The sequence below is a fragment of the Paenibacillus sp. OK076 genome (genome assembly GCF_900110055.1).
In the GTDB taxonomy this organism is placed as follows: Bacteria; Bacillota; Bacilli; order Paenibacillales; family Paenibacillaceae; genus Paenibacillus.
Genome location: NZ_FOCH01000003.1, coordinates 48,575 through 74,154, shown reverse-complemented (window position 1 = coordinate 74,154; position 25,580 = coordinate 48,575). Strand labels below are relative to the sequence as shown.

The 25,580-nt window shown below is 46.4% G+C and carries 22 protein-coding genes and 1 pseudogene; 13 read left to right on the top strand and 10 right to left on the bottom strand.

Annotated features, from left to right (window positions below; genetic code table 11):
- The first annotated feature begins 34 nt into the window (after positions 1 to 34).
- From BMY78_RS22900 to BMY78_RS32635, 3 genes are read left to right on the top strand one after another with little or no spacing between them, the layout of a single operon-like run.
- Positions 35 to 817: a glucosamine-6-phosphate deaminase gene (locus BMY78_RS22900; protein ID WP_090903701.1), complete on the top strand. Its 783-nt coding sequence runs from the start codon at positions 35 to 37 to the stop codon at positions 815 to 817.
- Positions 814 to 1,971 carry an N-acetylglucosamine-6-phosphate deacetylase gene (locus tag BMY78_RS22895; protein WP_256222319.1) on the top strand — a complete coding sequence of 386 codons (1,158 nt, stop codon included), beginning with the start codon at positions 814 to 816 and terminating at the stop codon, positions 1,969 to 1,971. Before BMY78_RS22900 ends, BMY78_RS22895 begins: the two co-directional genes overlap by 4 nt.
- Positions 1,972 to 1,987: 16 nt before the next feature.
- On the top strand, positions 1,988 to 5,521 hold the full coding sequence (locus tag BMY78_RS32635; protein WP_177185845.1) for a DUF4838 domain-containing protein: 3,534 nt from the start codon (positions 1,988 to 1,990) through the stop codon (positions 5,519 to 5,521).
- Between the two features lie 289 nt (positions 5,522 to 5,810).
- Here BMY78_RS32635 and BMY78_RS22880 read toward each other — a convergent pair whose 3' ends face one another.
- From BMY78_RS22880 to BMY78_RS22870, 3 genes are all read right to left on the bottom strand, one after another.
- Positions 5,811 to 6,674 carry a type II CAAX endopeptidase family protein gene (locus BMY78_RS22880; RefSeq protein WP_090903700.1) on the bottom strand — a complete coding sequence of 288 codons (864 nt, stop codon included), beginning with the start codon at positions 6,672 to 6,674 and terminating at the stop codon, positions 5,811 to 5,813.
- A gap of 292 nt (positions 6,675 to 6,966) precedes the next feature.
- Positions 6,967 to 7,686 (bottom strand): SDR family NAD(P)-dependent oxidoreductase, encoded by a 720-nt coding sequence (locus BMY78_RS22875; RefSeq protein WP_090903699.1) that lies wholly within the window; start codon positions 7,684 to 7,686, stop codon positions 6,967 to 6,969.
- A 61-nt stretch (positions 7,687 to 7,747) separates the two neighbouring features.
- Positions 7,748 to 8,095, bottom strand: coding sequence for a winged helix-turn-helix transcriptional regulator (locus BMY78_RS22870; RefSeq protein ID WP_090903698.1), 348 nt, complete (start codon positions 8,093 to 8,095; stop codon positions 7,748 to 7,750).
- Between the two features lie 196 nt (positions 8,096 to 8,291).
- Between BMY78_RS22870 and BMY78_RS22865 the strand changes: the two genes are divergently transcribed.
- The 3 genes from BMY78_RS22865 to BMY78_RS22850 all read left to right on the top strand — a co-directional run bounded on the left by BMY78_RS22865 (position 8,292) and on the right by BMY78_RS22850 (position 11,223).
- Complete coding sequence (locus BMY78_RS22865; protein ID WP_090903697.1) at positions 8,292 to 8,843, top strand: NAD(P)H-dependent oxidoreductase; 552 nt, start codon at positions 8,292 to 8,294, stop codon at positions 8,841 to 8,843.
- Positions 8,844 to 9,326: 483 nt separating this feature from the next.
- Complete coding sequence (locus tag BMY78_RS22855) at positions 9,327 to 9,686, top strand: hypothetical protein (protein WP_090903695.1); 360 nt, start codon at positions 9,327 to 9,329, stop codon at positions 9,684 to 9,686.
- 40 nt (positions 9,687 to 9,726) lie between these two features.
- Complete coding sequence (locus tag BMY78_RS22850; RefSeq protein WP_090903694.1) at positions 9,727 to 11,223, top strand: exosporium glycoprotein BclB-related protein; 1,497 nt, start codon at positions 9,727 to 9,729, stop codon at positions 11,221 to 11,223.
- Positions 11,224 to 11,453: 230 nt separating this feature from the next.
- Here the strand turns inward: BMY78_RS22850 and BMY78_RS22845 are convergent, their stop codons facing one another.
- Positions 11,454 to 11,909: a DoxX family protein gene (locus tag BMY78_RS22845; protein ID WP_256222317.1), complete on the bottom strand. Its 456-nt coding sequence runs from the start codon at positions 11,907 to 11,909 to the stop codon at positions 11,454 to 11,456.
- A 38-nt stretch (positions 11,910 to 11,947) separates the two neighbouring features.
- Between BMY78_RS22845 and BMY78_RS22840 the strand changes: the two genes are divergently transcribed.
- Complete coding sequence (locus BMY78_RS22840; RefSeq protein WP_090903692.1) at positions 11,948 to 12,322, top strand: winged helix-turn-helix transcriptional regulator; 375 nt, start codon at positions 11,948 to 11,950, stop codon at positions 12,320 to 12,322.
- A 211-nt stretch (positions 12,323 to 12,533) separates the two neighbouring features.
- Here BMY78_RS22840 and BMY78_RS22835 read toward each other — a convergent pair whose 3' ends face one another.
- Together BMY78_RS22835 and BMY78_RS22830 are read right to left on the bottom strand one after the other, a co-directional pair.
- Entirely contained in the window at positions 12,534 to 13,340 is an 807-nt protein-coding gene (locus BMY78_RS22835) for an ankyrin repeat domain-containing protein (protein WP_090903691.1), read from the bottom strand.
- A 38-nt stretch (positions 13,341 to 13,378) separates the two neighbouring features.
- On the bottom strand, positions 13,379 to 14,353 hold the full coding sequence (locus tag BMY78_RS22830; protein ID WP_090903690.1) for a phosphotransferase: 975 nt from the start codon (positions 14,351 to 14,353) through the stop codon (positions 13,379 to 13,381).
- A gap of 312 nt (positions 14,354 to 14,665) precedes the next feature.
- On the opposite strand from BMY78_RS22830, the gene BMY78_RS22825 reads away from it, so the two are divergent.
- Positions 14,666 to 15,238 (top strand): imm11 family protein, encoded by a 573-nt coding sequence (locus tag BMY78_RS22825; RefSeq protein ID WP_090903689.1) that lies wholly within the window; start codon positions 14,666 to 14,668, stop codon positions 15,236 to 15,238.
- Between the two features lie 203 nt (positions 15,239 to 15,441).
- Here BMY78_RS22825 and BMY78_RS22820 read toward each other — a convergent pair whose 3' ends face one another.
- Entirely contained in the window at positions 15,442 to 16,020 is a 579-nt protein-coding gene (locus BMY78_RS22820) for a TetR/AcrR family transcriptional regulator (RefSeq protein WP_090903688.1), read from the bottom strand.
- 394 nt (positions 16,021 to 16,414) lie between these two features.
- Between BMY78_RS22820 and BMY78_RS22815 the strand changes: the two genes are divergently transcribed.
- Both BMY78_RS22815 and BMY78_RS22810 read left to right on the top strand, forming a co-directional pair.
- The gene (locus BMY78_RS22815; RefSeq protein ID WP_256222315.1) at positions 16,415 to 17,062 is read left to right on the top strand and encodes a CPBP family intramembrane glutamic endopeptidase; all 648 of its coding nucleotides are present in this window, start codon (positions 16,415 to 16,417) and stop codon (positions 17,060 to 17,062) included.
- Positions 17,063 to 17,670: 608 nt separating this feature from the next.
- Complete coding sequence (locus BMY78_RS22810) at positions 17,671 to 19,230, top strand: acetamidase/formamidase family protein (RefSeq protein WP_090903686.1); 1,560 nt, start codon at positions 17,671 to 17,673, stop codon at positions 19,228 to 19,230.
- A gap of 209 nt (positions 19,231 to 19,439) precedes the next feature.
- Here the strand turns inward: BMY78_RS22810 and BMY78_RS22805 are convergent.
- Positions 19,440 to 20,288 (bottom strand): annotated as a pseudogene (locus tag BMY78_RS22805) (sulfurtransferase).
- Between the two features lie 321 nt (positions 20,289 to 20,609).
- On the opposite strand from BMY78_RS22805, the gene BMY78_RS33500 reads away from it, so the two are divergent.
- Positions 20,610 to 20,741, top strand: coding sequence for a hypothetical protein (locus BMY78_RS33500; protein ID WP_256222314.1), 132 nt, complete (start codon positions 20,610 to 20,612; stop codon positions 20,739 to 20,741).
- Between the two features lie 1,086 nt (positions 20,742 to 21,827).
- Here BMY78_RS33500 and BMY78_RS22800 read toward each other — a convergent pair.
- Together BMY78_RS22800 and BMY78_RS22795 are read right to left on the bottom strand one after the other, a co-directional pair.
- A complete protein-coding gene (locus BMY78_RS22800) occupies positions 21,828 to 22,667 on the bottom strand; it encodes a sulfurtransferase (protein ID WP_090903685.1) in 840 nt (279 codons plus the stop codon).
- Positions 22,668 to 22,775: 108 nt separating this feature from the next.
- The gene (locus tag BMY78_RS22795) at positions 22,776 to 23,720 is read right to left on the bottom strand and encodes a DMT family transporter (protein WP_090903684.1); all 945 of its coding nucleotides are present in this window, start codon (positions 23,718 to 23,720) and stop codon (positions 22,776 to 22,778) included.
- A gap of 228 nt (positions 23,721 to 23,948) precedes the next feature.
- Between BMY78_RS22795 and BMY78_RS22790 the strand changes: the two genes are divergently transcribed.
- Together BMY78_RS22790 and BMY78_RS22785 are read left to right on the top strand one after the other, a co-directional pair.
- Positions 23,949 to 24,851 (top strand): polysaccharide deacetylase family protein, encoded by a 903-nt coding sequence (locus BMY78_RS22790; RefSeq protein WP_244192768.1) that lies wholly within the window; start codon positions 23,949 to 23,951, stop codon positions 24,849 to 24,851.
- Between the two features lie 41 nt (positions 24,852 to 24,892).
- Positions 24,893 to 25,546, top strand: a complete 654-nt coding sequence (locus BMY78_RS22785) for a YkyA family protein (protein ID WP_177185844.1) — start codon at positions 24,893 to 24,895, stop codon at positions 25,544 to 25,546.
- Positions 25,547 to 25,580: the final 34 nt, after the last annotated feature.

Here is a 25,580-nt window from a genome sequence, read left to right as displayed (position 1 = left end):
CAGGCGCGCAATGGCTTGAAGGAGGAGGAAGCACATGAATGCGAATGACTTGGTGGAACCGCTAAGGAATCATATCGTTGAGCATATGTCTGTACAGGTTTATGCCGATCGGAATCAGATGGGGGCAGCCGCTGCGGCTGCGGTTGGGGCCAGATTAAGACAGCTGCTTCAGGATCCGGAGCGTCAGGTACGCATGGTGTTCGCTGCGGCTCCTTCGCAAAACGAATTGTATGAAGGTCTGGTACGGGAGCAAGGTATCGATTGGTCAAGGGTCTGCGCCTTTCATATGGATGAATATATGGATCTGGCGGATACGGCTCCCCAGCGCTTTGGTCAATATTTAACGGATCGGCTGTTCAGTCGGGTGCAGCCTGGGCGGGTGGAGCTGTTGGGTGGGCTACAAGATGCGGAGCAGGAGTGTCAGAGATATGGAGACCTGCTGCGTACGGCTCCTATTGATATCGTTTGCCTTGGGATCGGAGAAAATGGGCACATCGCCTTCAATGATCCGCCTGTTGCCGATTTTGAAGATTCGAGGATCGTCAAAGCGGTAAAACTGGACGAAGCTTGTCGCCGTCAGCAGGTGAATGATGGGTGCTTTGCCCATCTGGATGATGTGCCTGCGAAGGCGTTGACCCTGACTGTGCCAACGTTGATGGCTGGAAGGGAGCTGTTCGCAATTGTACCGGGAGCATCCAAGCGACGTGCACTTGCGGCAGCTTTACATGATCCGATCAGCACAGCATGTCCTGCCACCATCCTGCGTACACATCCTCGAATCACGATGTTCACAGACCGGGAGGCCTACGGCCTGTGAGCGTGCCAATGATCGGGAAGCACTACAGAACAGGGTTGCCCATTGAGGTGGAGGTCAGAAAGGGACGTATCACTGCTGTTACTGAACTTGAAATGTCGCCTCCCATAGATCGCCTGCCCTGGCTTGGGCCCGGACTGGTAGATTTACAAGTGAACGGCGGATGGGGGCTAGATCTGAACACAGCACCACTGTATCCAGATACGGTAATACAGCTGACCCGGAAGCTGCAAAGCCAAGGTGTTACAAGTTATTGCCCGACGTTGATTACGAACAGCTCGGAACGGATGACTGAGGCGGCTTCCGCCATTGCAAAAGCCGTTCGGCTGAACCGGGATGCTGCCGAGGGAATTGCGGGCATTCATCTGGAAGGCCCATTCATTTCGCCGGAGGATGGCCCACGCGGCGCCCACCCAAGGCAGCATATTGTTCCGCCTGATTGGGAGGCCTTCAGCCGTTGGCAGGATGCCGCCGATGGGTTGATTCGCATCATTACTCTTTCCCCGGAGTGGCCTGGTTCAGCTTCATTTATTGCCCGGTGCTGCGAATCCGGCATTCTTGTCTCGATTGGACATACGGCAGCTACGCCAGAGCAGATCAGGGAAGCGGTCTCCGCAGGAGCGGTAATGTCTACACATCTTGGCAACGGCGCACACCTGATGCTTCCGCGTCATCCGAACTACCTGTGGGAACAGCTGGCGGCCGATGAGGTGTATGGGTGCATGATCGCGGATGGTCATCATCTTCCACGGTCCGTGCTGGCCGTAATTCTCCGGATGAAACGGAACCGCGCCATTCTGGTCAGTGATGCCGTCTCGCTGAGCGGTATGCCACCAGGTTCCTACCACCTGCATATCGGCGGAGATGTGGTATTGACGACGGACGGTCGGCTGCACCTCGCCCGCCAGCCTGACCTGTTGGCTGGCTCGGCGATGATGCTGCCGGATCAGGTGGGGTATCTTGTGGAAGCGGGGTTGTCCGGGCTTCCCGATGCCTGGGACTGTGCATCGGTGCATCCGGCCCGGCTGCTTGGGCTTGAACAGGCCGCAGGATTTGAGGTCGGCGCGCCTGCCGATATCGTTAGCTTCAACATGGATGGTGGAAAGTTAAGTGTCTTGCAGTGCTGGAAGAATGGCCGGATCTGTCCACAGAGCTGAGAATAGGAGGAGAGCGATGCAGAGCTTGATACCACTACCGAAGCAGATTGCAGCGAGCGAAGGAGAACCCTTGCGGCTGAATGGTGAGGAAAGATGGAGTCTTTTGATGGAACAGGATGATCCCAGATTGGAAATTCATTGCCGCCGTGCATTTCCTGGGATGGAATATACTTGCTCCAGAATAGAAAAAGGTTATTTATTAGTAATCGAACGTCCCTCAGAGCAGGAAACGAAGCAGGTAGTCGATGGGGTGCAACAAGCCCTTGCGGTTTATGACGCGAAAGAAATCCATGAAACCCAAGAAGCGAAAGAAACCCAAGAAGCGCAAGAAACCGAAGAAATCCAAGAAATACAGATAGTTTATGGAGCTCTTGAAGTTATGGGCGTACAACAGAAGGGCCTGGTCATCTCTGATGTTAGCTCCATCCCCGGAGAAGATGAGACAGAACCCGTGGGGCTTGCCGGACGTCCACAAGGGTATAAGCTGGAGGTGTCCGCCGGAAGGGCTGAAGTCTACGCACTGGATGCGGCGGGTCTATTTTATGGATTGCAGACTTTGGTACAGCTGCTTGGACCGGATGATGTCATCCCGGCGGTGTCCATCACCGACTGGCCGGATACATCTTTGCGGGCAATGAACTTTGACTTGCGTCAGACGTTCTCGAAGCCGCAACTGTTGACAGCGTATTTGGCTGAATTTGCCCGTTATAAGACGAACGCGATTTTGATTGAATACGAGGATAAGTTCCCGTTTCAGTCACATCCCGAGTTCGCACATCCACAGCATGCGTTAAGTCGTTCACAGCTGGAAGAACTGAAGCGGAGCGCCCACGAGAACTTTATAGAGATCATTCCCCTCCAGCAGAGCTTCGGACATCTGGAATATGTATTACGCCACGAAGGTTGGCGGCATCTACGCGAGACAGAGCAGTCCACCGGAGAGATCTGCCCTTCGCATCCGGAAACCTTTGGGCTGATAACCACTTTACTCGAGGAGATGATCGACGCCCACCCGGATTCGCGTTATATTCACCTTGGGTGTGACGAGGTCTACAGCCTATGCGAGTGCGAACGCTGCAAAACTGAGTTTGGAGGCGTGCGGGAACGAGCTTTTATCGCCTTTTTGAACCGTCTGATTGCATTTACGGCAGACCGGGGGAAACAGCCGATTTTCTGGCATGACATGCTGGATAAATGCCCGCCAGAGGAACTGGCTAAGCTGGATCAGCGAAGTGTCGCCATGATCTGGATCTACAACGGGCGCAATATCGAAGCGGAGGTTACTTCGCATGCCAATAAATTCAGGGCGCTCGGCATTGAAGTGATGGGAGCGCCAGCAGTCCGCAGCTTTGATTGGGCTGAGCATCAGAATTATCCAGTACTGCCGAACCGGACGGACAACTTGCTCCAGTGGGCAGAGACAGCCGACAAGTTGAAGCTTGGCTGCGTGGTTGCTACCAACTGGACGGGGCCTTTCAGCCTCGGTGTTCCGTATGGTATTTTTGAAACCACTTGGTATCCCATGCTGCTGCACGCGGATTTGGCCTGGAACCGCAAAGCGAATACCTCCACCTTCATCGACCGGTTTCTGGAACGGTTTCATGGCATCAATCCTGTTACCGGACACAACCTTCTCGGCAATTACAGGGTAGAGGATTATTATGATGTGATCTGGAAGCTGATGGACGAAGTGCGCGAGCATAAGGAAGAAGCGGAACTGATCGCGATTATGCATGATTTTGAGGTGGCGACAGATCGTTCGAGGGCGATCCATAAGTACGCTTACCGCTGGGAGCTGTATCCCGGAGACGATGCGGAGTGGCGCTCACTCCAAAACAACTATACGAGAAACCGCCGCGGGCGTGAGGGTGTCCTGCCTCGGATGAAGGCTGCGCTGGAGCGTTACCAGCCCTCTGATATGGCGGAGCATTTTGTGAAATCCAGGTTCTATCTGCATGATTATCTCGAGCGTACGCTTTATCAAGAGCTGGGTCTGAACGCAATCCATCCACCAGTTGATCTGACGGCAATGAGCCTGAAAGACAAAATTGCCCTGATGTGCGTAGTAGGCACACCATCGACTCGAGCCGAGCCGGAGTTTCGCGGCAGAATGGCACAGCACCGATTCGGGGGCATCGGCATCTTTCCCCATAATATTGAGAGCGAGCAGCAGACACATGCGCTGCTTGCAGAAGTGAAGAACATAGCCGAAGGCAACGGAAGCCTTATGCCTTATTATGTTTCGGTAGATGAAGAGGGCGGCACCTTGTCCAAGTTTAAGTCCTTTTTTCCCTATATTCCTGGCAACCGGGCAGCGGGGTTAAGTGAAGATCCGGAAGCCGCTCGTTTGCTCGGTAAAATCATTGGCAGTGAGCTGCACTCCCTTGGCCTTCCCATGAACTGGGCACCTGTGCTGGATGTGAACACGAATATAGACAATCCGGTTGTGGGTGTTCGCTCCTTTGGAGAGGACTCGCAGCTGGTGGCCCAATTCGGCGTAGCCTATATCCAGGGGATGCATGAAGCGGGTGTGGCCGTGACAGCAAAGCATTTTCCCGGGCATGGGCAAGTGAGCGGAGATTCGCATATTGTTCTGCCTGAATGTGAGCTGACGATTGAACAGTTGATGGGGGGGCCGTTGCTTCCCTTTGTTGAGGCAATTCAAGCTGGTGCGGATTCAATCATGATGGGGCATCTGGTGTTTCCCAACATTCCGGAATCCGGCGGACTTCCAGCCTCACTCAGTCCTTTTTTTGCCACGGAACTGCTGCGGAAACGGTTGGGCTATACGGGGGTGATCTGCACCGATGATATTGAAATGGGGGCCATTCGCAAAAACTTCAGCCCGGAAGACGTGGGTGTGCTGGCTGTTCAGGCGGGGAACGATATGATCCTGATGTGCCATACGCCGGAGTTTCAGAGCCGGGTCATCGCGGGTATTCTGGCCGCTGTAAGGGATGGGCGAATCAATGAGGAGCAAATCGACGAATCGGTTCTTCGTATTCGGCAGCTGTATGACCAATTCCGGCAGTACCAAGCGGCTGCAGAGCCGATTCCCAGAGAGCAGTGGGGAGAGGCGGCCCTGATGCTGGCTCGTATGACCGTGAAAGTTAGCCGAGACCCGCAGGGCCTGATGCCACTCAAGGCTTCCATGAAATATTTGCTGATACTGCCGTTGCAGGAGCAGTTGACTCAGGCAGATAATAGTGGTTCTGCGGAGATCCGGTTAGCTTCCCTATTGAAGGATGAAGGCTTGGCTGTGGAAACATGCTACTGTGCAATGAAGCCGGATGCCGAGCAGATAAAATCTCTGGTATTGCAAGCTTCTGATGCGGATGTCGTTATCCAGGGCACCCTTAATGCACACCTGTTCACTGGTCAGCTGGCACTGGCTGAGGCTGTGTCAGCGGTTAAGCCACTGCTGAATCTGGTGCTGCGCAATCCTTACGATGATGCCGCACTGCCGCAGACAGCCGGATGCATTCTGTTATGTTCAACCTCCGATTATTCACTGCGGGCACTGGTGGAGTGCATGATAGCATCAAAGTAACTTGTCAGTGATGAGCTGTTCAATAGGGCAATGAAATTATCCAAAAGCTCAAAAGCTCAAAAGCTCAAAAGCTCGTATGCATTGGCCAACCTTCATTCTTACAAGTAATCTAGCTTGAAAGTCAAAGATAAAAGATAGAGCATGAAAAACCGAAAAGCCCGCTACTTTGCGGGCTTTTGTCAATCTTAAGTTTGATGCTCTTCCCTATGAATAGATTTTCATCATTTCTCCGAATTCTAGCGTCTTCTTTTCAAAAAAAGTTTTATACATCCTCACCTATAGCAATCGTTTATAGCTGTCTTATGACAAGAGGCTTTCTCGACATCATCCATGCTGCAATCAGCAAGGCGAGCGCCACCAATATTCCGGATTCTCCAGTCCATAGCAGAACGTTCTTGCCACTGGAAGAGATATCGAAGGCATCCTGGATCACGGCATTCCAACAGGCATGGAGGAGAATCGCAGGCCATATGCTGCCCGTTGTTAAGCGCAAGCGGCTGATCAGATAACTGAAAGAGGTCACTGAAATCATAAACAGGATAACCGATAAGGCCGGATACGGACCGGAATAATAATTTGCAAAAAGCATTACGGGAAGGTGCCAGACCCCCCAAATAATTCCGCTCGTCAGCACGGGTCTGGGTATACGGGCGTCGATTAGTCGAGTGAGCATATAGCCCCTCCAGCCGAGCTCCTCTCCTGAACTGCTGATTATACCGATTGCAGTACCCGCAATCATTTGAAAAAGTATCGTTCCTGCAAGGATAACACCAGATGGACCCTCAATGAATGAGTCTGGTGTAACATACTGAACAAGTCCCGTAACCCATGCGATTCCATAAGCAAATAAACCAATGACGACTGGAAAAAGCAAGATGAAAGGCAACGACTTCAGTGTCTGCTTCCCACCAATCCGCAGGGAAATATCCGAGATGCCTTCACGCAGCACGATACGGGCGAAGATGGAGGACAAGCCAGGTGTCCACATGAGAAGCAGGCCGAAAATAGGTGCTTTCGTAATCAGTACATAACTGAGGATGGAGAGCGGGATGAGCATGGCAAAGAAAACGAGCAGTCCTCGCCTGGCTTTTTGAATAAGAACCTTTTCCTCCTCTGAATTCAAGCTGGGCATGGTGCTAAAATTTGTGCTCATTGTGATAGCTCCTTTAATCAAAATATGTATGTCGCTTTGCAGTATAACAGTGGATCTATCCTGATCAGAACAAACTCAAGCCCAGTCTTTGTCCAAGACCCTAGCCCAGGGAGGATAGGACTAAAGTATAGTGACGTTTTTTTAAAATGAAGTGAATTTAAGCCTTTTTAAAGCCCTTTTTATAAAATGTTAACTTCCTTAGCAGCACAAAGAGCACGTTTCAAACGCGCTCTTTATGTTTGTTCTTCTCTGGTTGTCACGGAAATTCTTTTTAATTCTGTTGGAATTTCGATTAAGCGTTTATATCCGTAATTGCCGGCATATTAATTTCTTTTACACAGGCTGCATTGGACAGGCTGACGATGCATTTTACGATGGAAACCATATCCTGAAGAGGGATGCGTGTACCATTATATTCGGAAAGAGCGCGGTCAATGCCATCTTTATATGGAACTTCGGCTGCGAGTTCTCCCGGGTTGATACACGTAACCGCAATCCGGTCTTTTCTTGTATGTTCTCTCAAGGCTTCTGTAACTCCACGAATGGCAAATTTGGAGGCGACAAAAGAAACTTGAGTACTGTTCGCATTGTTCAGACCTGCAGTCGAGCCAATAAGAATGATTTTTCCAGCTGTTGATTGCCTGAGGTGGGGTAATAATGCCTGAATACAAACAATAGCGGATGTTACATTCACATGAATCAGATTACTGATCTCGGCGGGGGTGTCCTTATCGAACGTATAGTGGTCCTCGAACCCCTCTTTTTCCCAAATGCCCACATTGTAAATGAGAACATCTAAAGTCTCGTTCTGAAGCGCATCGCAGATCTGTTCGGATGCATGGAGATCAGACAGATCTGCCTGTATCCATATGCGTTCCACGCCATCCTCCAGCTTCAAGTTATCAGGTTTTGTGCGAGATACAATCCAGACTTTATCACCTTGCTCAGGTACACCCCTGACAAATGCATCTCCTAACCCTTTGCTGGCACCAAATACAAGATAGTTTTTCAATTTAATTGCTCCTTCTTCTCAAAGTGTCAGCCTATAGGTACGAGCTCAAAAAGTAGGCTCTTTATTTTTCCAATAATATAATGTCTTGTCCTTGTTGTTGCCTTAATGCTATATTTTCCCGCCCCCATGTGCACATCACATCCACGATCTTGTTGGCGGTAACTCCATACTCCGTAAGGCTGTATTCGACTTTGGGCGGCATTTGTTGATAAACATGTCTTCTGACAAGGCCATCGCTCTCAAGCTCGCGTAATTGCTGGATCAGGACCTTTTGCGAGATACCGTCTATACTGCGCTGCAACTCCCCTGTCCTTTTCACACCGGACATTAATAAACATATGATTAGCGCTTTCCATTTGCCGCCAATAATTTCGAGTGTCGCTTCGATTCCCAGGTTATATTGCTTCATGACATATCACCTCGTTTATGTTACATCTTGCGGATGTGGTATAACTAGTTATTTTCTCACAATAGAGTTGATGAGTCCATACAGACTTTGAAGTAACCATCTTACTTTCGAGTGTGTATTTTCTTTATTTCAAGCTTATATGATAATGGCCATATTCAAAAAAACCTATAGCTGAACTGAGAAAGGAATGTTAATCATGAAAACACTCGTCATTCTGGCTCATCCCCATATAGAGGTCTCAAGAGTAAATCAACGCTGGAAAAAGGAGCTGTTGCAACACTCTGATATTACAATTCATGAGATTTATAAAACCTATCCTGATTGGAACATCGATGTGTCCAGAGAACAAAAGTTACTCGAAGCATATGATCATATTATTTTGCAGTTTCCGTTATATTGGTACAGCTATCCACCTTTGTTGAAAAAGTGGTTAGATGATGTGTTTACTTACGGATGGGCGTATGGATCAACAGGGGACAAACTGCATGGGAAAAAGATGGGTTTGGCCATGTCGATTGGCGATAAGAAGGAAAATTACACGCGGGGTGGCTCAGTGTCCTTTACTGTAGATGAGGTTGTTACGCCTTTCAAAGCGAGCATAAATCATGTTGGTGCCGTAGCATTACCGTATTTTGCAGTCTTTGGTGCCTCATTTCAAGCTACCAATGAAGAAATTAACCAAAGTGCACAAGATTATATCCGTTATATCCATAAGTATCAGAATGAGGTTAGGAATCTATCGATTTAAACAGAGCGATGCAGTCGTTAAAATAAGTTATAATTCAGAACGGTGCAAACGGGAGCAAAAAAACGTGTGTCAGATGGATTAAACCTAAATAACTATGAAAAGGGCTGTCTCAAAAGTCATGAGCATGACTTTTGGGACAGCCCTTTTGACACGAAAACACCAGACTACACAAGGCTGGTTTGTTGTATAAAGCTATGTTAAATCATCTTTTTGTTCCCGATTGTTGGAAAAGGTTCTTTTGAGTTCTTGTAATAAATAAATGAAATGGTCTGCCACTCATCCCTCATCATATTCATATTACCCCTTTGTTTAAACGCAAGATTACGAAATTCATATATTGTTCTTGCCTTAATCTTATATGTCTTATGAATATTGGTGAATTGACGCCTGTCTTTTGTCCACACCGTTGCTTTCATGTATGAATATTACTATTCATGTGAGCTTAAGAGACTAAGAGGTTCATGAAAAGGTGGGATGGGGAAGATGGCTATTTTATCAACTGGGCCGATCGAAAACAATCCGTTTTCTGGTGTTAGACCGACACAACAGGTAACGATTAGATTGGTAAGTCGAACTGCTGTAGACTCTGTAACAGTATCCGTTCAGGGGTATGTGCTAAGCACAACAAGAACGCTGTATGTGAGTGAAATGATCAGTATTGCACCTAACGAAGCAGTGACCAGAAATTATTTTGCAGACTTAGATGCTTTTGAATTTGTTTTTGAAACCAGTACAGAAGGTTCGGAAGAAGTAGGGATCTCAGTATGGGGCAAACAAGCGTCGGGACAATTGGTAGATGCACACCGGGTGGTGGATCACGAAAAAACAGTTCAAAACACTTAGGAAATAAGATATCCCAATCCCATGAAGAGGAGATGTAGCGATGAGCTTTTTATCGACAGGGCCGATAGAAAATAATGCTGTTAGTGGTGTAAGACCGACTCAGTCAGTTACAATCAAGATCGATAACCGCAGTGATGTGGCTACCTCAACCATACAAATACAAGGGTATTACATGAATGGTGGAGTGAGAGTTCTGTATATCAGTGAGACTTTTGACCTTGCACCCAATCAGGTAATAACCAACAACTACTTTGCCAATCTGGATGCCTTCGAGTTTACTTTTACAACAACAGCGACGATTAATGACCCTGTTCAAGTATCCGTATGGGGTAAGAGCAGCACAGGCTCTTTGGTAACAGCCCATCGTTTGGTTTCTTCCGAATTGCTAGGCGAAATCCCAAGCATTACTGGGGCCACAGGAGCAACGGGAGCAACGGGCACAGCAGGTACAACCGGAGTAACGGGAGCAACGGGCACAGCAGGTACAACCGGAGTAACGGGAGCAACGGGCACAGCAGGTGTAACCGGGGTAACGGGAGCAACAGGTACAGCAGGTGTAACCGGGGTAACGGGAGCAACAGGTACATCAGGTGTAACCGGGGCTACGGGAGCAACAGGCACAGCAGGTATAACTGGGGTAACGGGAGCAACAGGCACAGCAGGTACAACCGGAGTAACGGGAGCAACAGGCACCGCAGGTACGACCGGAGCAACGGGAGCGACAGGTACAGCAGGTGTAACCGGGGTAACGGGAGCAACAGGCACCGCAGGTACGACCGGGGTAACAGGAGCAACGGGTACAGCAGGTACAACTGGTGTAACGGGAGCGACAGGTACAGCAGGTGTAACCGGGGTAACGGGAGCAACAGGCACCGCAGGTACGACCGGGGTAACAGGAGCAACGGGTACAGCAGGTACAACCGGAGTAACGGGAACAACAGGCACCGCAGGTACGACCGGAGCAACGGGAGCGACAGGCACCGCAGGTGTAACCGGGGCTACTGGTGCGACAGGTTCTGGAGCAATTATTCCTTATGCATCAGGACTTCCGGTTGCGTTGACTACGGTATTGGGCGGCCTTCTGAATACCTCCAGTTTAGTTGGTTTTGGCAACAGTGCTACAGGGGTAAGTGTTAATGGAGGAATTATTGATCTCACAGGCGCTGCTGGAACGTTGCTTAACTTTGCTTTCTCCGCATCGCGTACAGGAACGATTACTTCACTGGCTGCATATTTCAGCACGACAGCCGGACTGAGCTTGGTTGGATCTACAGTAACCATAACTGCACAATTATTCCGCTCCACTACACCGAATAACTCCTTTACAGCTGTACCTGGTGCATTGGTCACTTTGGCTCCCCCACTCACCGGAATTCTGGCACTGGGCACAATATCCAGCGGATTGACTACAGGACTGAGCATTCCGGTAGCCGCAGGTGACCGCCTGCTTATGGTCTTCTCGGCATCTGTAACAGCCGGAGTTGATGTGGCTACAACCATAGCCGGATATGCAAGCGGCGGTCTGACCATCACTTAACGGAAAATTATATATCAAGTTGTTAAACAGGGACCTTTATCATGTTGATGAGAGGTCCCTGTTTATATGTGATTACACCGGTAAAAGGATAGCTACACATGTTACCATAGATTAGTATGACCGCTTTTAGGACAGGTTGGTAACAGTCTGGCACTCTTAACCTATCCAAAAGGAGACGTATATAAAATTGGGTTGGGTGGGAGAACGAATAAGTCTGATGAGCGCCGTGTTCATAGTCTTCCAAAGGTTACGATCAATGCCAGAACCATAAAAAAGAGATTCACGCCAAGCTCCCGATACTCACTGCGCCGAATATGAAACAGCATCCCAAGAAACGTGACCGCTGCCAGAGCCATTGCGGCGATCGGCGTAAGCAGCGGAGCTATGTTCAGCGCCCACGGCAAAACGAGGCCCAACGCTCCGAGCAGCTCCGCAATTCCGATCAGAACAACCAGACTTTTTGGCACATCATCGACCCAGGCCCACATCTTTTTTGATGACTCGATACGAATGGTTTTCATCCATCCCGAATATACAAAGCCTGCCGCCAATATGATTTGTATGATCCATAACGTTATATCCATCGTTTCTTTTCCCCTCACTTGTTCAATTTTGATGTCTGCCTCTATACTAAAGTGAGAAAGTCCAATCAGGAAGTAGGCACTTAAACCTAACCAGGTAACCAAAAGTAAACCCTCGTATGACTAGAAAGTGAGGAATGCAAATGACGGTGTATTGCAAATTTGGAACGGCGCTGGATATCCTTACGGGCAAATGGAAATCTTTAATTCTTCTTCGCCTGCTAAGCAATAGCACAATGCGGTTCAGCGAATTACAAAAAGCCATTCCCGATATTTCGAAAAAGATGTTAGCCCAGCAGTTGAAAGAACTGGAGTATCATGATATTGTGCATCGCGAAGTGTATGCGCAGGTTCCTCCAAAGGTTGAATACTCGATTACGGAGTACGGACAGCTTATGAAACCTGTGCTTCAGACAATGAGCGACTGGGGAGCAGGGCATGTGCAGCATATGGAGAAGCTGCACGGCGAAGCAGGGCCAAACCCTTCCGAACTTCGGAAAATCGATTCCTTGGGGTAAACATTCGGGTATGAAGCGCATGGCAAAAAAAAGCCCGTAAAGATCACGGGCTTTTCCTTTTATACATATGCAAATAAACAAAAACAAACGCTTAATCTTCTCGTCCCTTCTGTTAGCTACCGGATTGTTGACTTGCTGATCCAGTTATTTCAGCTTTTTTGCACCTCTGCATGTTTGCAGTCATCAGCAGTTGGCACTTCCAGACTAACCATTAATCATTCATATACCTGTGAATCTCGCTAGCAGATTTGGCACCTTGATTCTCAAGCCACGGGATCAGTTCAACCCATCTATGTCGTTTGGCTGTGTCCAGTGGAGTCATTCCATCCCAGGTGGCTATCCAGTTCAGTTCGGCGCCTCGGTCAAGCAGGTATTCGGCTGTTTCTCTATGACCACCATGGCAAGCACACCAGAAGGCAACGTTTACTGCATCGGGAGGAGAAGGGGAGGTGCTTGTTCCCCAAGGATAACGTTCTGGGAGTTGGACGCCTTTAAAATGTTCTTGCAGGGCGTGAATATTTCCAAGGGCGGCTGCATGCCAAAGGGCAAAGGTCGCACCGCGCTTAACCAAGCGCCGAGCTGCATCCCATTGTGCGAAAGCAATAGCATCGTCCAGCGGTGTGCCTCCGGCGATGACTGCGCCAGGGGCTTCAATGTCTGCGCCAGCATCAAGAAGGGCATCGAGTACTTGGACGTCATTGGAGCTTGCAGCCCAGTGCAAAGGTGTCTCGATGTTTGGACCGACAAAAGGAGCGTTCACTTCCGCACCGAACCTGGTCAGTACTCGCACGGTATCCGCTCCATTAGGGAAGTGCCCCGGCCAATCCGTTACCACGTGCAGCAGCGTTCGAGAGATTCTGGAATCTGAATCTACGTTGTCAGGCTTTCTCTCCAATATTTTTACTTTTGCCAATCCCGGATTCTGTGTCAACAGTTGCTTTAATGATGGAATATCTCCAGTGTGAATGGCTTGAATAACGCTCATTGCAAGTCTTTCCTCTTCGTAAATAAATTCCATGCTCCAATCTCCTTCCAGGCTTATATCCGTATTCATGTTTATTGGTCAAGCATCTGAACTGCGCATCTGGCATGATACTCCGCGAGACCTCTAGCAAATTGCTGATCGGGGAATTGTCTGTGAAGCAGTTTCAATCCTCCTGATATCAGGGACAAATGATGGCAAAATCGATAAAATGTCATCCGCTCAGGGTCGAGATCGTTACTTTTCAAGTGATGATAAAATTTTCCAAATCGAAACTCCAGAAAGCTATGCTCATGTTCGAGATCGAAAAATCCTGCGCCATCAATATCGATAAGGCATGGTTGCATCGCAGAATCTATCCATATATGATCCGGACCTAGCTCCCCATGGATGAAACTATAGAGATCTCTGGGTTGAATGGCTGCTTCCAATTCGTTAAGTTTCTCAAGTAGCCTTTCGTTATTTTTCCTGATATCTGACATGTGCCTGGATGCATAGGATAAGGCTGTTTCGGCATCCAACCGCTGAATTTTGTAGCAAGGGCCAGCCTTTTTGTTGTTATCGTTGGCGTTTCCATAAACGTTTCGTTGGATGTTATGCATATGAGACAACATATCCCTGATCCGTTGAAACAACGCATCCCGATCTGTGTGATTTTTATGCTGGAAATAGGCTTCGGCTTTCTGTCCATCCACATACTCAACAAGAGCAAAATCATAATCGTACTGGTCTCTATCGTTATTCAGATCATATAAGGTTGGTGTTCGAATTCCATGTTGAGCGAGAAAGCGAGTATTTAAAGAGAAAAGTTCGCTGCCATAGGCACTGTGGAACGTGGGCTCATTCAAGATCTCTTCCTGAAAATAGTTGCTGGAAATATCCCAAACGTACAGCATACAAGTAAAACCATTCTTGCAGTCAAGTTTGTAAATGACTTTTTGTGCGCCGCCATGAATTCTTGCGCTCTGCGTTATGTGGTAACCGGAGCCAAATACATTGTACACATAACCCTGTAATTCTTCACGAGTAAGATGGTTGTTGGACATCATTGAGTTATACTCCGTTTCACCTGTAGTTTGCCGGCCAGCAACTTAAATATATAGAACATTTTTCCAAAAATATAGACTGTTTCTTTTCGATCTGTTAAAGTGTTGATTAAGGTCTGTATATTCGCATGTATATTAAAGCAAGGGACCGGGTACTCATGTTAGTGAGTGACCCGGCCCCTATTTTGCATGCAAGCTAACTCTCAATCTACATCGATTAAGAAACTTCGATTATGTTGTATTCCCTACTAATCGAACTTAAACCTCTTAAACAATGGATGAAAAGCACTTCATTTGGAAAGGAGACATCATTCTTTGAACTATTATTTTCTGGAATCTCAATATCCACGTAGAGGGTTTATTAGTGGTGGAACGACCTTCACTCCCCAATTAGATATGAATTATGTGGCGATAGAGAATCCGTTACCAGAGGGGACAACCGCAGAGGTTGAGTTACTGTCTTCGGTGCGCAACCTGAATGTAGATTATTTCGAGACGATCACAGGAACAAGACACGTATCAGATCGTTTTAAAGAGCTATTGGAGGGAGCCAATACAAACGCACAGTTTATTAAGACAACGGTGTGTTACCACGACGGTCGTTCGGTTGAAAAAACCTATTGGACTGCACATCAGCTTAACCGTTTGGATGTTTTTGATTATGAACGTTCGGAATATGGGCGCAAAGCAGTCATTGCTGCATCTGTACAACAGCCTCCACGTAAGATCGTCAAAGTTGTATCTCGAATCTGCCTTCATGAAGAGCGAATTGGCGAGCATGAATTTTTTATGCTGGATTATATCAATATCTTCAAACCCATTGTTTCAAAAGATTTTTACGAAGTATGTTGTAAACATAAGCTGAATCTGAACGTTACAGAAGTCTGAGATGTAAGCCCCTAAAATGCATGGATATGGATACAAAGAAAGCACAAAGAAGCCCGCATCAGACGCGGGTTCTTAATCTTTATTTTTCCCCGGTAGCCACCGGATTCTCCTCATAACTTATTCAGTCGCTCCTGCTGCAGATTGGATTCTGCTACGCTTTGGCAAGCTAACTTAACTCCCCGATCTGTGTGTCATGCTTTCCTTCAACGTATAATCCAATGAATATAGTCTTGTATCATTTCTTTGCTTCTTGTTCGATTTATCTTATGCGGCTCGAGATACAAATTGAGAGCCATCCCATTCATAAAGGCATACAGTTTTTCTTGTTCCTTCTCTTCATCGGTTGTGCGCAGAAGACCTTCATTTTTTAAGTACATAATGCAGTTCTTGATTGCGTTTTGCAGGTCCTCATAATTGGCGTCGAACCCTTTTTGCGTTTTTCCATAGCTTACAAATGCAAACCAAACCTCCATTTCCAATAATGTTTGTTCATCAGTCGGGACTAGTTCGAGCAAGTATTCAACAATTCTTTCTTGAGGCGCCAGTTCTCTTGCATTTAGATTTTTTAGTCGAGTAAGTACCTTTTCCTTAACTAACTCCATTGCAAACGCTAATAGGCTCTCTTGTTTTGAAAAGTAATGTCTTAAAGCGCCTTGTGATAATCCGGCCTCCTTTGCAATCGTTCTTGACGTTGCATGATGAATGCCTTTCTCACTAATGATTTTCCAAGTAGCTTCAGCGATAATATTCTTCATTTTCTCATGATCCACGATTTTTGGCATACACACAGAATATCATATTATTTAACTCAACTGAAATAAATAGACGTTGAAGATGGGATGTGCTAGAGTTTATTTAACTCAATTGAATTAAAAAAAGCAAAGGCGACATACCACTCAAAGGAGGGGAATTGGAATTAATCACCAATTAAAAGTAATGTTTCCAGGATGGGGAAAAGCAATCGGCCTATTGTGCATGATCATTATATTTGCTGCTGTATTATGGTTGGTATGGACCGGAAACTTGAATATAAGGTACACAGCCGATCGTGAGGAAGTGATTCCAATATGGCATAGTATATTGCCGGCATTCCTTGGCATTTTTCTAATTCGTATGATTCCTTATGAAAGTCAAAGTCAAGATCCCTCGTCTTACCAACAAATGGAGAAAAAGCACTTGGTCGTTCAATCGATTGTATTATTGCTGTCAGGCGTTTTATTTACGGCTCCTCTTATAATGTTGGACCAGCATGGGTTACATTTCGAGCTATATTATTTGACGTTCAAGTTGACGACACTATTGTTCATCCCGTTGATTTTATTGCTGGTTTATCGCAAAATGACTGGCGGGCAACAAGACATGATCTCGAAAAATCCTCGCTCTCGCGGACACGTCATTACACCACTGATCGTTATTGTGGTCTGGTGTTATCTAAAGTTCTATTCCCCAATTGCACACCCAGAAGGAGCAATCGAAGCAACCAATATGACAGAATTACTTCTCTTGGTGTTGATAGGTTTTATGATCAATAGCGTATTGGAGGAAATTTTTTATCGGGTGTGGCTGCAAACCCGGTTGGAGGCATTGCTTGGAAGATGGCCTGCCATACTACTAGTTTCAATATTATGGTCCATTTGGCATGTCGCCATTCAAGGAAATGGTCAGTGGGATGTTGATGTGGCAACAGTGATTGCAAATCATGGGGTTACGGGTCTGTTTCTTGGTTATCTATGGGCCCGCTATCGTAGAGTATGGGTGATTATCCTGATTCATGGACTCCTAAATGCATCCCCTTATTTTCTGTTGCAGGTCTTGTTTCATTGAGGGGAAAGGATCGGGTTGGATCTGTCTTCCCGTGCAACGATGCCTATATCTCTCCCGTATTCCCGGGTGACGCTCAGGCACTGCAAATACACTGCCCCCAAGCATCAGCTTGCATGGCGGTGTATTGTCTTTGAGATATTGTAGAAGAAATTGTAGACTTGTGCTCCGAACTTACCCTTTCCCGTAGCCACCGGATTTTCCTCATAACTACTCCAGTCGGCTCCAACTTCCGAATACAACTTCACATTCATATATCCCGCTTCTTCCAGCGTAATCACGTGCGGACAAGTGTTTAAGCCTTAACCGGAGTGCAGTAGTATTCCTGCGGCGGGATCAGATACATGAAAGAAATACATCATTTTTCTGCAACTTAATTTCGTTTATTCAAGTCTCTGAAGGAGGATCCTCGCGTTTACTAAAATGTATCTAAGTATTATATAACTGATATATGATAGGTATATTAACATTTCATATGTATTTATAAGCTTATTATTGAAATAAAGCTTTATTGTGTTATTTTTGTTTACAAAAAATATTGTTTTAAATGTATTTATATGTTAGTGTGTATCTATGTCAGGTAATATTACATAGTATAGAGGGGGAACGTTATGTTTATTAACCGAACCATTAGAAAATTTGGGGTTTCACTAGGGATTATCGGTATGTTTACATTTGCTCTACCTTCAGTGGGCTTTAGTATGCCGCTGCAACCAACAACCCTTGATAAGGTAGAAGGTGATTATTATGTAACGTCTGCGATTGAGAACATTCGCTGGGGATTCCTGCCTAATCGAGATAGCTCCCCAATTCTTACTGTACCCTCAGGAAGTGCGGTAACATTTGATACGGTATCGCATGAGGGACTGATCGAGGATCAAGGGAGAAATCCAGTGGAGTACTTCGGCAAGTTCGGTATCTCATCCGATGGAGTGTTGGAGGATGCGAAGGCCATTGCGGCTTCTGAGATGAAGCATGATTATGTAAAAGACGGACCTCATATTATCACTGGGCCAGTAGCAGTTGAGGGAGCGGAGCCAGGAGATGTTCTTAAAGTGGAAGTCCTTTCGTTACAAACTCGAGTTCCATATGGTGTCATTTCTAATCGCCATGGTAAAGGTGCCCTTCCTAACGAATTTCCGGAAAATACAGGCCCGCAAGAGGGAGCCAGCGCAACAAAACCGGAATTATATAATAATGTATCTATATTTACACCTATTGAAGAAATCAACGGTAATTGGTATGGTTTGTTACCAACAAAAGCTGGCAAGAAGGTACGTTTCCCAATTAACCCGTTTCTAGGTGTTATGGGGGTTGCACCAAATACCAGCGAAGTTGTGAGTTCTATCCCACCTATTGAAACAGGAGGGAATATGGATATTAATGAGTTGGGTGTTGGTGCAACTATTTATTATCCGATTCAAGTTAAAGGCGGGCTATTCTATACTGGAGATCCGCACTTTGCTCAAGGGGATGGAGAAGTAGCGTTAACTGCATTGGAAGCTTCCTTGAGGGGAACAGTTCGGTTAACGGTGTTGAAGAAAGGTGATCCATCACTGCCACACAGCGGAGAATTCACGCAACCCTTTGCTGAAACAGAGGATTATTGGATTCCAATTGGACTGGACCCGGATTTGGATGAAGCGATGAAAGAATCAGTACGTGAATCGATTCAATTCTTATCCGATAAGCTCGATATGGATAGAAGTGTAGCTTATGCGTACCTATCGGCCGCAACGGATTATGAAGTATCTCAGGTCGTAGACCGAACGAAAGGGGTTCATGGGCTCATTCGAAAGACCGATTTCCTTGAGTATGTCGACGTTGCCATGAATGTAGGTGGTACGTCAATCAAACCGGTTGTTCATAACAATGAGTTTTACGTACCGATTCGAACCATTTCGGAGCTATTGGGCGGTACGGTGGTGTGGGATAATAAGACGCGTACAACGCAAATCAAATTAGGCACGAAAACTATAAGTGCTCAAATTGGTTCAGATGTGTATTCAATTAACGATAAACTGGTGTTTAATAGTAACGTACCAAAGCTTTTAAATGGCGAAACTGTCGTTCCGGTTTCTGTTATTAATGAAATACTAGGTGCATATGTAAACTGGACGACGATCGACAAGATGTTAACAGCAAATGTATCTTTAAGTAAAAAGCAATAATAGATTTCATGATTCATCCGTGGTGGACAGATGTCCATCACTTTTTTTATTATCATGAATCAAAAAAAGCTGCCACTTGATGTCTACTTGTGTATGCTTGTAAATTCTTGCAGGGTTGTGTTGTTGACTCGATGTTGTCTCCGAACATAGAAAAATACATCGCCAGGTGGCTTATCTGCCCCGGCGATGTACTCAACCTCGATACACTTCTATATGTCTTTGTGCATTTCCGCATTACCTATAGCCACCGGATTCCCCTCATAACTAATCCAGTCGCTCCAGCTTCCGGAATACAGCTTCACATTCGTATATCCCGCTTCCTCCAGTGCAATCACATTCGGGCAAGCAGACACGCCTGATCCGCAGTACACGATAATTTCCCCATCCTTATCGAGCTTCGCGAACCGCTCCTCCAATGCCTCAACACCAGACCAGCGACCATCTGCACCAAGCACATCTTTCAAAAGTAGTTCATTGCACCAGGAATATGTCCGGCTTTGGCATCGATCGGTTCCTCCAGCCCCGCATAACGGCGGGCATCGCGGGAGTCGATGAGCACGGCACTGCCATTGGCAGAGGCTTGCTGCACATCCTGCACACTAGCCAGCATCAGCAGCTGGATGTTCACCTCAAACGAAGCTGGAATCTGAACCGGCACATCCGTCGTCACTGGAAACTTGGCATTCTGCCAAGCAGAGAACCCTTCGTCCATGACATACATCTGTTCATGTCCCAGATAACGAAGTAACCACCATAGACGTGAGGCGTTCATGCCGCCTTGATCATCATAGGCGATGATCAAGGCTGCCCGAGCCGATGCCCGCTTTGGCGAGACGGCTTGCGAGCGCAGCCGGATCAGGGAGTGGGTGGCGTCCTCCATGATTGGTGACGGGAGCTGAAAGGTCTTTTTCGAGATCAAGGTAGATTGCACCTGGGATATGTCCGGCTTCGTATGCTTCACGCCCGGCATCAGACTGACCAAGCAGGAAGCGACAGTCTGCGATGACAACGTCCGGCTCGTACATTCTGGCGAGCAGCCAGCACATGGATATTTTCATAACAATACATCACCTTTATATGTATTGAGTTCAAGTCATATAGTCGGAGTCTGCTGCTGGCAGGTCCCAGTTCATTTTGATCTGTGCAAGCTTCATGAAAACAGTTTTAAGCCACGAAATGAGATGAGAAGCATCTGACCCGATTGAGAATAATTCGTGTTTAATTGTTCGTGTGTAAGGATATGGTGCTTAATAATGATGAGATGTTGAAGTGTTTTAAATTAAAATATTTTCCAAAGTGTTAGAAAAATGTATCCATCAAAAACTATCAGTTTATAAATTACGTGTAATGATGTAACATGCATATGAGGGAGTGAAAAAATGGATATTCAAAAAGCCACGGAAGAAAAGCTTGAACGTAAAATGCAAATGGGAGTTCCGATTGATGAAACTCTTCTTGAAGGTCTAATACAAAAAAATTACTTACCGAAGAGGCAGCTCAGCGTTTATTAGCTCAAAAAAATGATCTAAATAAAGAAATTAGAAAAAATGTCGTTTCCGTTCGTATTACAGATGATGTTATGAATATTATTGATGATTTAATTACAAGTGGACATGTAAACAGCCGATCTGAAGGAGCTTCATACTTAATAATGGTGGGAGTCAAAAGTCATTATTCTTTTTTCAATGAACTTTCAAAAGAGGTCATAGTAATTGAAGAACAGCGAAAAAAAATTAAAAATCTCATTGAAAGCTCATTAATTTCTTCAGAGACGTCTCAACATAGCCAACCTATCGAATAAAGCAATTCTGAATTTAAATTGATTTCTCCAAAGCTGCGAAGTATTAAGAGTTATCATTAGAAATGAGAAATAATCAGCTTCAAATACTGTGAAATTGAATTGAAACTGCAGGTATACTTTTTGAATAGACACATTGATTTGCGAATCAGTTCAACGATTTCCATATAAGTTACGAACATATTAGCATTGAAAACAAGAAACTTGCAATTAAAGAATAAGGTTAGTCCAAATGACAAAAATATTTTAAAATGAAAAACAATATTGAAAAGATAAAAATAGGAGAATTGAATTTGATTCCTCTTCTTATCAAATCATGTATAAAATAATAAACTTTTGATATCTTAAAATGAATACATTACTTTTTTATGCGCAACTCATTGTTGTGGTTCTCATTAAAGATTATATATGCCTGCATTTAAAATGAGCCAGCTCTTTGAAGCTTCACGTCTTAATTTTGCACATTGTATAACTTTTGATTTAGTTAAGTTTAATTTTCCTCTTGATAAACATTAAAAAGAGGAGTTGTTACGAGGAATCAAACACTAGCTATTGAATTACAGCTTTAATTTCGTATATTTGGCTTCTCCAGCCCGTTATGAAAATGAGCTGGAAAAGCCGCCCCCAATTTAGTCTGCTCGCGGAATCTTGGTACATTTCGCTGAGTATGAAACAGCATTCCGAGCAGCTGAGAGTGCAGTAAGAACATCTGAGGCGATATTGAGGTACTAAATCGCCATTCCTTAGCAAGACGAACAAGGCTCAACGATCCAAATAGCTCAGTGATTCTGGATAACGATTAGTTCTCTTCCCCCGTAGCCACCGGATTCCCCTCATAACTAATCCAGTCGCTCCAGCTTCCGGAATACAACTTCACATTCGTATATCCCGCTTCCTCCAGTGCAATCACGTTCGGGCAGGCGGATACGCCGGAACCGCAGTACACGATAATCGCACCATCCTTGTCCAGCTTACTGAAACGCTCTTCTAACACCTCAGTACCTGTCCAACGTCCATCCCAATCCAACACATCTTTCCAAAAATAATTCACCGCACCAGGAATATGTCCGGCCTTGGCATCGATCGGTTCCTCCAGCCCCGCATAACGGCGGGCATCGCGGGAGTCGATGAGCACGGCACTGCCATTGGCAGAGGCTTGCTGCACATCCTGCACACTAGCCAGCATCAGCGGCTGGATGTTCACCTCAAACGAAGCCGGAATCTGAACCGGCACATCCGTAGTCACTGGAAACTTGGCATTCTGCCAAGCAGAGAACCCTTCGTCCATGACATACACCTGTTCATGTCCCAGATAACGAAGTAACCACCACAATCTCGATGCGTTCATGCCGCCTTGGTCATCGTAGGCAATAATACGTGCATTTGAGCCGATGCCGGCTTTGGAGAGGCGACTTGCCAGTGCAGCCGGATCTGGAAGCGGATGACGTCCTCCGTGCGCAGATACGGGAGCGGATAGATCTTTTTCGAGATCGAGATAGACAGCACCTGGAATATGTCCAGCCTCGTAAGCTTGTCGTCCGGCATCCGGTTGACCGAGTAAGAATCGGCAATCGGCAATGACCATATCCGGTTCATACATTCTGGCGAGCAGCCAGCGCATGGATATAATATTTTTCATGAAAACACACCGCCTTATATGTAGTGGGATGGATTCAACCGGAATCTGCGTAATGCAGGTGCACAGGTTCCGGTTGTTTTTTCACAAATATTCGAATACAAACACAAGTTACACCACTGTAGGTTCGATTGGCCCTTTTCCAGCTGCAGGAGCATCTGAGGGAATGGGCTGTGGTTTGGTTTTGCCATACCGAATGAAGATCCATACCCCGAAAATAATGACAACCCCGGCAGACATCTGAAGCCCGTTGAGAGATTCCCCGAGTAGCATCCAGGCCAATAGAGAGGAAAATACAGGCTCCCCCAGAACCCCCATCGATACGGTCGTAGCATTCATATATTGAAGCAGCCAGTTGAAGAGATAATGCCCAAAGATGGTTGGCACGATTGCGAGCAACAGGAAAATTCCCCACTCGGAAGCCGCATAACCGCCAAACGGGAGACCATTAACCAGATTATATACCGCAAGCGTACAGGCAGCTACGAAAAATACCCAGAAGTTATAGGAGAAGGCACTTAGTCCGGTACGTAAAAACTGTCCAAGCAGCATGTGTACCGCCACAGCGATCGTCCCGAGCAAAGAAAGAATATCCCCCCGCAGCGCTGTGCCTGCCAACTGGAAATCTCCAGCTCCAATAGCGATCGATCCAAGCAGGGCAACGCCCATACCGATGATCATCATGCGGTTAATTTTGGCTTTGAACAGCCAGACGGAACCGGCAAGAATCAATATCGGCTCCAACGCGAGAATCACCGTTGAACTGGCTACACTCGTGAGCCGAAGCGATCCCATCCAGAGCAGGAAGTGCAGTGCCAGCATGACGCCGGATGCGAGCAGTAAAGCCCACTGTCTGAAGTTTAAACGCATCATCTCATGCCGATATTTCCACACAAAAGGCAGCATTAACAGATTGGTGAAGAACAGTCGGTACATCGCGATGACGGCGACATCGGCTGTGGACCAACGTACAAAGATGGAAGAAAACGAAATGGCAATAATGCCGACAAAGAATAGCAGAAAGACCGATCTGCCGGCACGGTTCAAGCTAGTCATGGGTGTAGCTCCTTCTTGAAGTCAAATGGCGTAAATCAATTTATTATACAGGAGAATGCATCCGCAGGAAAAGCGTTGCAAGAAAATAGATAAGTAGATTGTAACCGGGCTTGTAACTATTCTGTCATTCTCCAAGGCCATTTTTCTATTAGTCTTCTATATAGAGACATGAAACGATATAATGTACCAATAATCGGGAAAAAATGAAAGTAAGGAAGTGGCCTGGAAGTGAGAGTTCAACAACAGAGAGCGGGAGAGAGTGGCGGCATTCCGCATAGAACAAGCCGAACCAAGACGCATGGAAGAAGAAAAATCCGGTATGGGAGACTGAGTGCTGCGCTGGTGCTTCTGGCACTGCTCATTATCGGTTTAACATATGCATTCATTGGCATGACGCACTGGATCAAGGGTTATGTAGCACCTCCGCCAGTCGCTGCAATTGAACAGCCAACCAAGCTTGGCATGATTGAAATGACACCGGAGTCCAAAGAGGAGCCTGCACGGTTCCAGGGTCAGGTGCGCAAGCTGGCATACATAACGTTTGATGATGGACCAAGTGTATATACCGATCAACTGCTGGATATTTTGAAACAGCATGAGGCAAAGGCAACCTTTTTCATGATTGGACGTCAGTTGAATCAACACAAGGAAGCGGTGGAGCGGCTTGTCAAAGAGGGCAGCTATCCGGGGCTTCACAGCATGACACATAACTATAACAAATTGTATAAGAGCGGAAGCTCCTCTAACTTTGTGAAGGAGTTCAAAAAGGAGCAGAAGATGGTCCAGGATCTGATCGGTTTTACACCGCATCTGATTCGTGCTCCGTACGGCAGCAGTCCCCAGATCGGAGAAGAATTCAGGGGGGATATTGCCGCGGCCGGGTTCAAAATGTGGGATTGGACTACCGATTCCCTCGACTGGAATCTTCCAGGTCAGCCGGACAAAATCGTAGAACGGATTAGCAGAAGTGTGCATCGGGATAAGGAAGTGATTCTGATGCATGAGCGCGAGCAAACGGTACAGGCGCTGCCACGCATTTTGAAACTGCTTGAAGATCGGGGTTATGAGTTTGAGGTCTACGATCCCAATGCACATTGGGTATCCAATTTTAGCGCAGACACCCGCCTGTAAGAATAACAACATAGCAGTTGCAAGAGAGGAGGCACCCCGAGGTGCTTAGAAGAAAAAAGATAGCTCTGGCCGGGGTCAGCATATTGCTGGCTCTGCTTGTCAGTGCTTGCGGTCAGCCACAGGAACCTGCGGCAAATCAAGTCAATCAATTAATTCTTACCGATCAGGAGATGAATCAAAGCCTGAAGGAGCTTGTACGCCATGAACGGGAAGACATGGAATTATACGGATCGATACTGAGTAAAGGAAAGAACAAAAACAGTAATCTGGAGGCCTTGCTCGATCAGGCAGACGGACATATTGCCGAGCGAAGAACACTGCTGGAACAAGCTGAAGCGGTGATGAGCCGGACTAAAGAACAGATGGAAGAGCTGCGAACTTCGTTGGATCAGTTATCTTTTGAAAAGGAAGAGAACCTGGCTCAAGCCCACACGGTATTGGATCAGTATGAGCAAAGAGCTGCGTCATTTGAAGCGTTTGTTGCCTCCTACAGGCAGAGCCTTGATGCGGACGAGCAGTTATATGCATTGATGAGAGGCAGTGTGGAGCCCAATTTGGTTAAAATCAAACGTGCGATTCGGGAACGGAACAGCCAATATGCCAAAGTTGCCGAGTTAAGACAGCAGTTTAACAAGCAGACAAAAGCTTTTAACGGAGCCAACGCGAAGCTTGTGCAAATGGAGCAAGCCAGCTGAGTATTCATGGTGTCAAAGAAGCATTGAACACTTT

Excerpts from the sequence above, each read along its gene's own strand:
- BMY78_RS22850 (WP_090903694.1), top strand. The coding sequence starts at position 9,727 with ATGAGCTTTTTATCGACAGGGCCGATAGAAAATAATGCTGTTAGTGGT.
- BMY78_RS22865 (WP_090903697.1), top strand. The coding sequence starts at position 8,292 with ATGAAAACACTCGTCATTCTGGCTCATCCCCATATAGAGGTCTCAAGA.
- BMY78_RS32635 (WP_177185845.1), top strand. The coding sequence starts at position 1,988 with ATGCAGAGCTTGATACCACTACCGAAGCAGATTGCAGCGAGCGAAGGA.
- BMY78_RS22900 (WP_090903701.1), top strand. The coding sequence starts at position 35 with ATGAATGCGAATGACTTGGTGGAACCGCTAAGGAATCATATCGTTGAG.
- BMY78_RS22820 (WP_090903688.1), bottom strand. The coding sequence starts at position 16,020 with ATGCCAAAAATCGTGGATCATGAGAAAATGAAGAATATTATCGCTGAA.
- BMY78_RS22880 (WP_090903700.1), bottom strand. The coding sequence starts at position 6,674 with ATGAGCACAAATTTTAGCACCATGCCCAGCTTGAATTCAGAGGAGGAA.
- BMY78_RS22795 (WP_090903684.1), bottom strand. The coding sequence starts at position 23,720 with ATGACTAGCTTGAACCGTGCCGGCAGATCGGTCTTTCTGCTATTCTTT.
- BMY78_RS22810 (WP_090903686.1), top strand. The coding sequence starts at position 17,671 with ATGTTTATTAACCGAACCATTAGAAAATTTGGGGTTTCACTAGGGATT.
- BMY78_RS22855 (WP_090903695.1), top strand. The coding sequence starts at position 9,327 with ATGGCTATTTTATCAACTGGGCCGATCGAAAACAATCCGTTTTCTGGT.
- BMY78_RS22835 (WP_090903691.1), bottom strand. The coding sequence starts at position 13,340 with ATGGAATTTATTTACGAAGAGGAAAGACTTGCAATGAGCGTTATTCAA.
- BMY78_RS22870 (WP_090903698.1), bottom strand. The coding sequence starts at position 8,095 with ATGAAGCAATATAACCTGGGAATCGAAGCGACACTCGAAATTATTGGC.
- BMY78_RS22800 (WP_090903685.1), bottom strand. The coding sequence starts at position 22,667 with ATGAAAAATATTATATCCATGCGCTGGCTGCTCGCCAGAATGTATGAA.
- BMY78_RS33500 (WP_256222314.1), top strand. The coding sequence starts at position 20,610 with ATGGATATTCAAAAAGCCACGGAAGAAAAGCTTGAACGTAAAATGCAA.
- BMY78_RS22830 (WP_090903690.1), bottom strand. The coding sequence starts at position 14,353 with ATGATGTCCAACAACCATCTTACTCGTGAAGAATTACAGGGTTATGTG.
- BMY78_RS22840 (WP_090903692.1), top strand. The coding sequence starts at position 11,948 with ATGACGGTGTATTGCAAATTTGGAACGGCGCTGGATATCCTTACGGGC.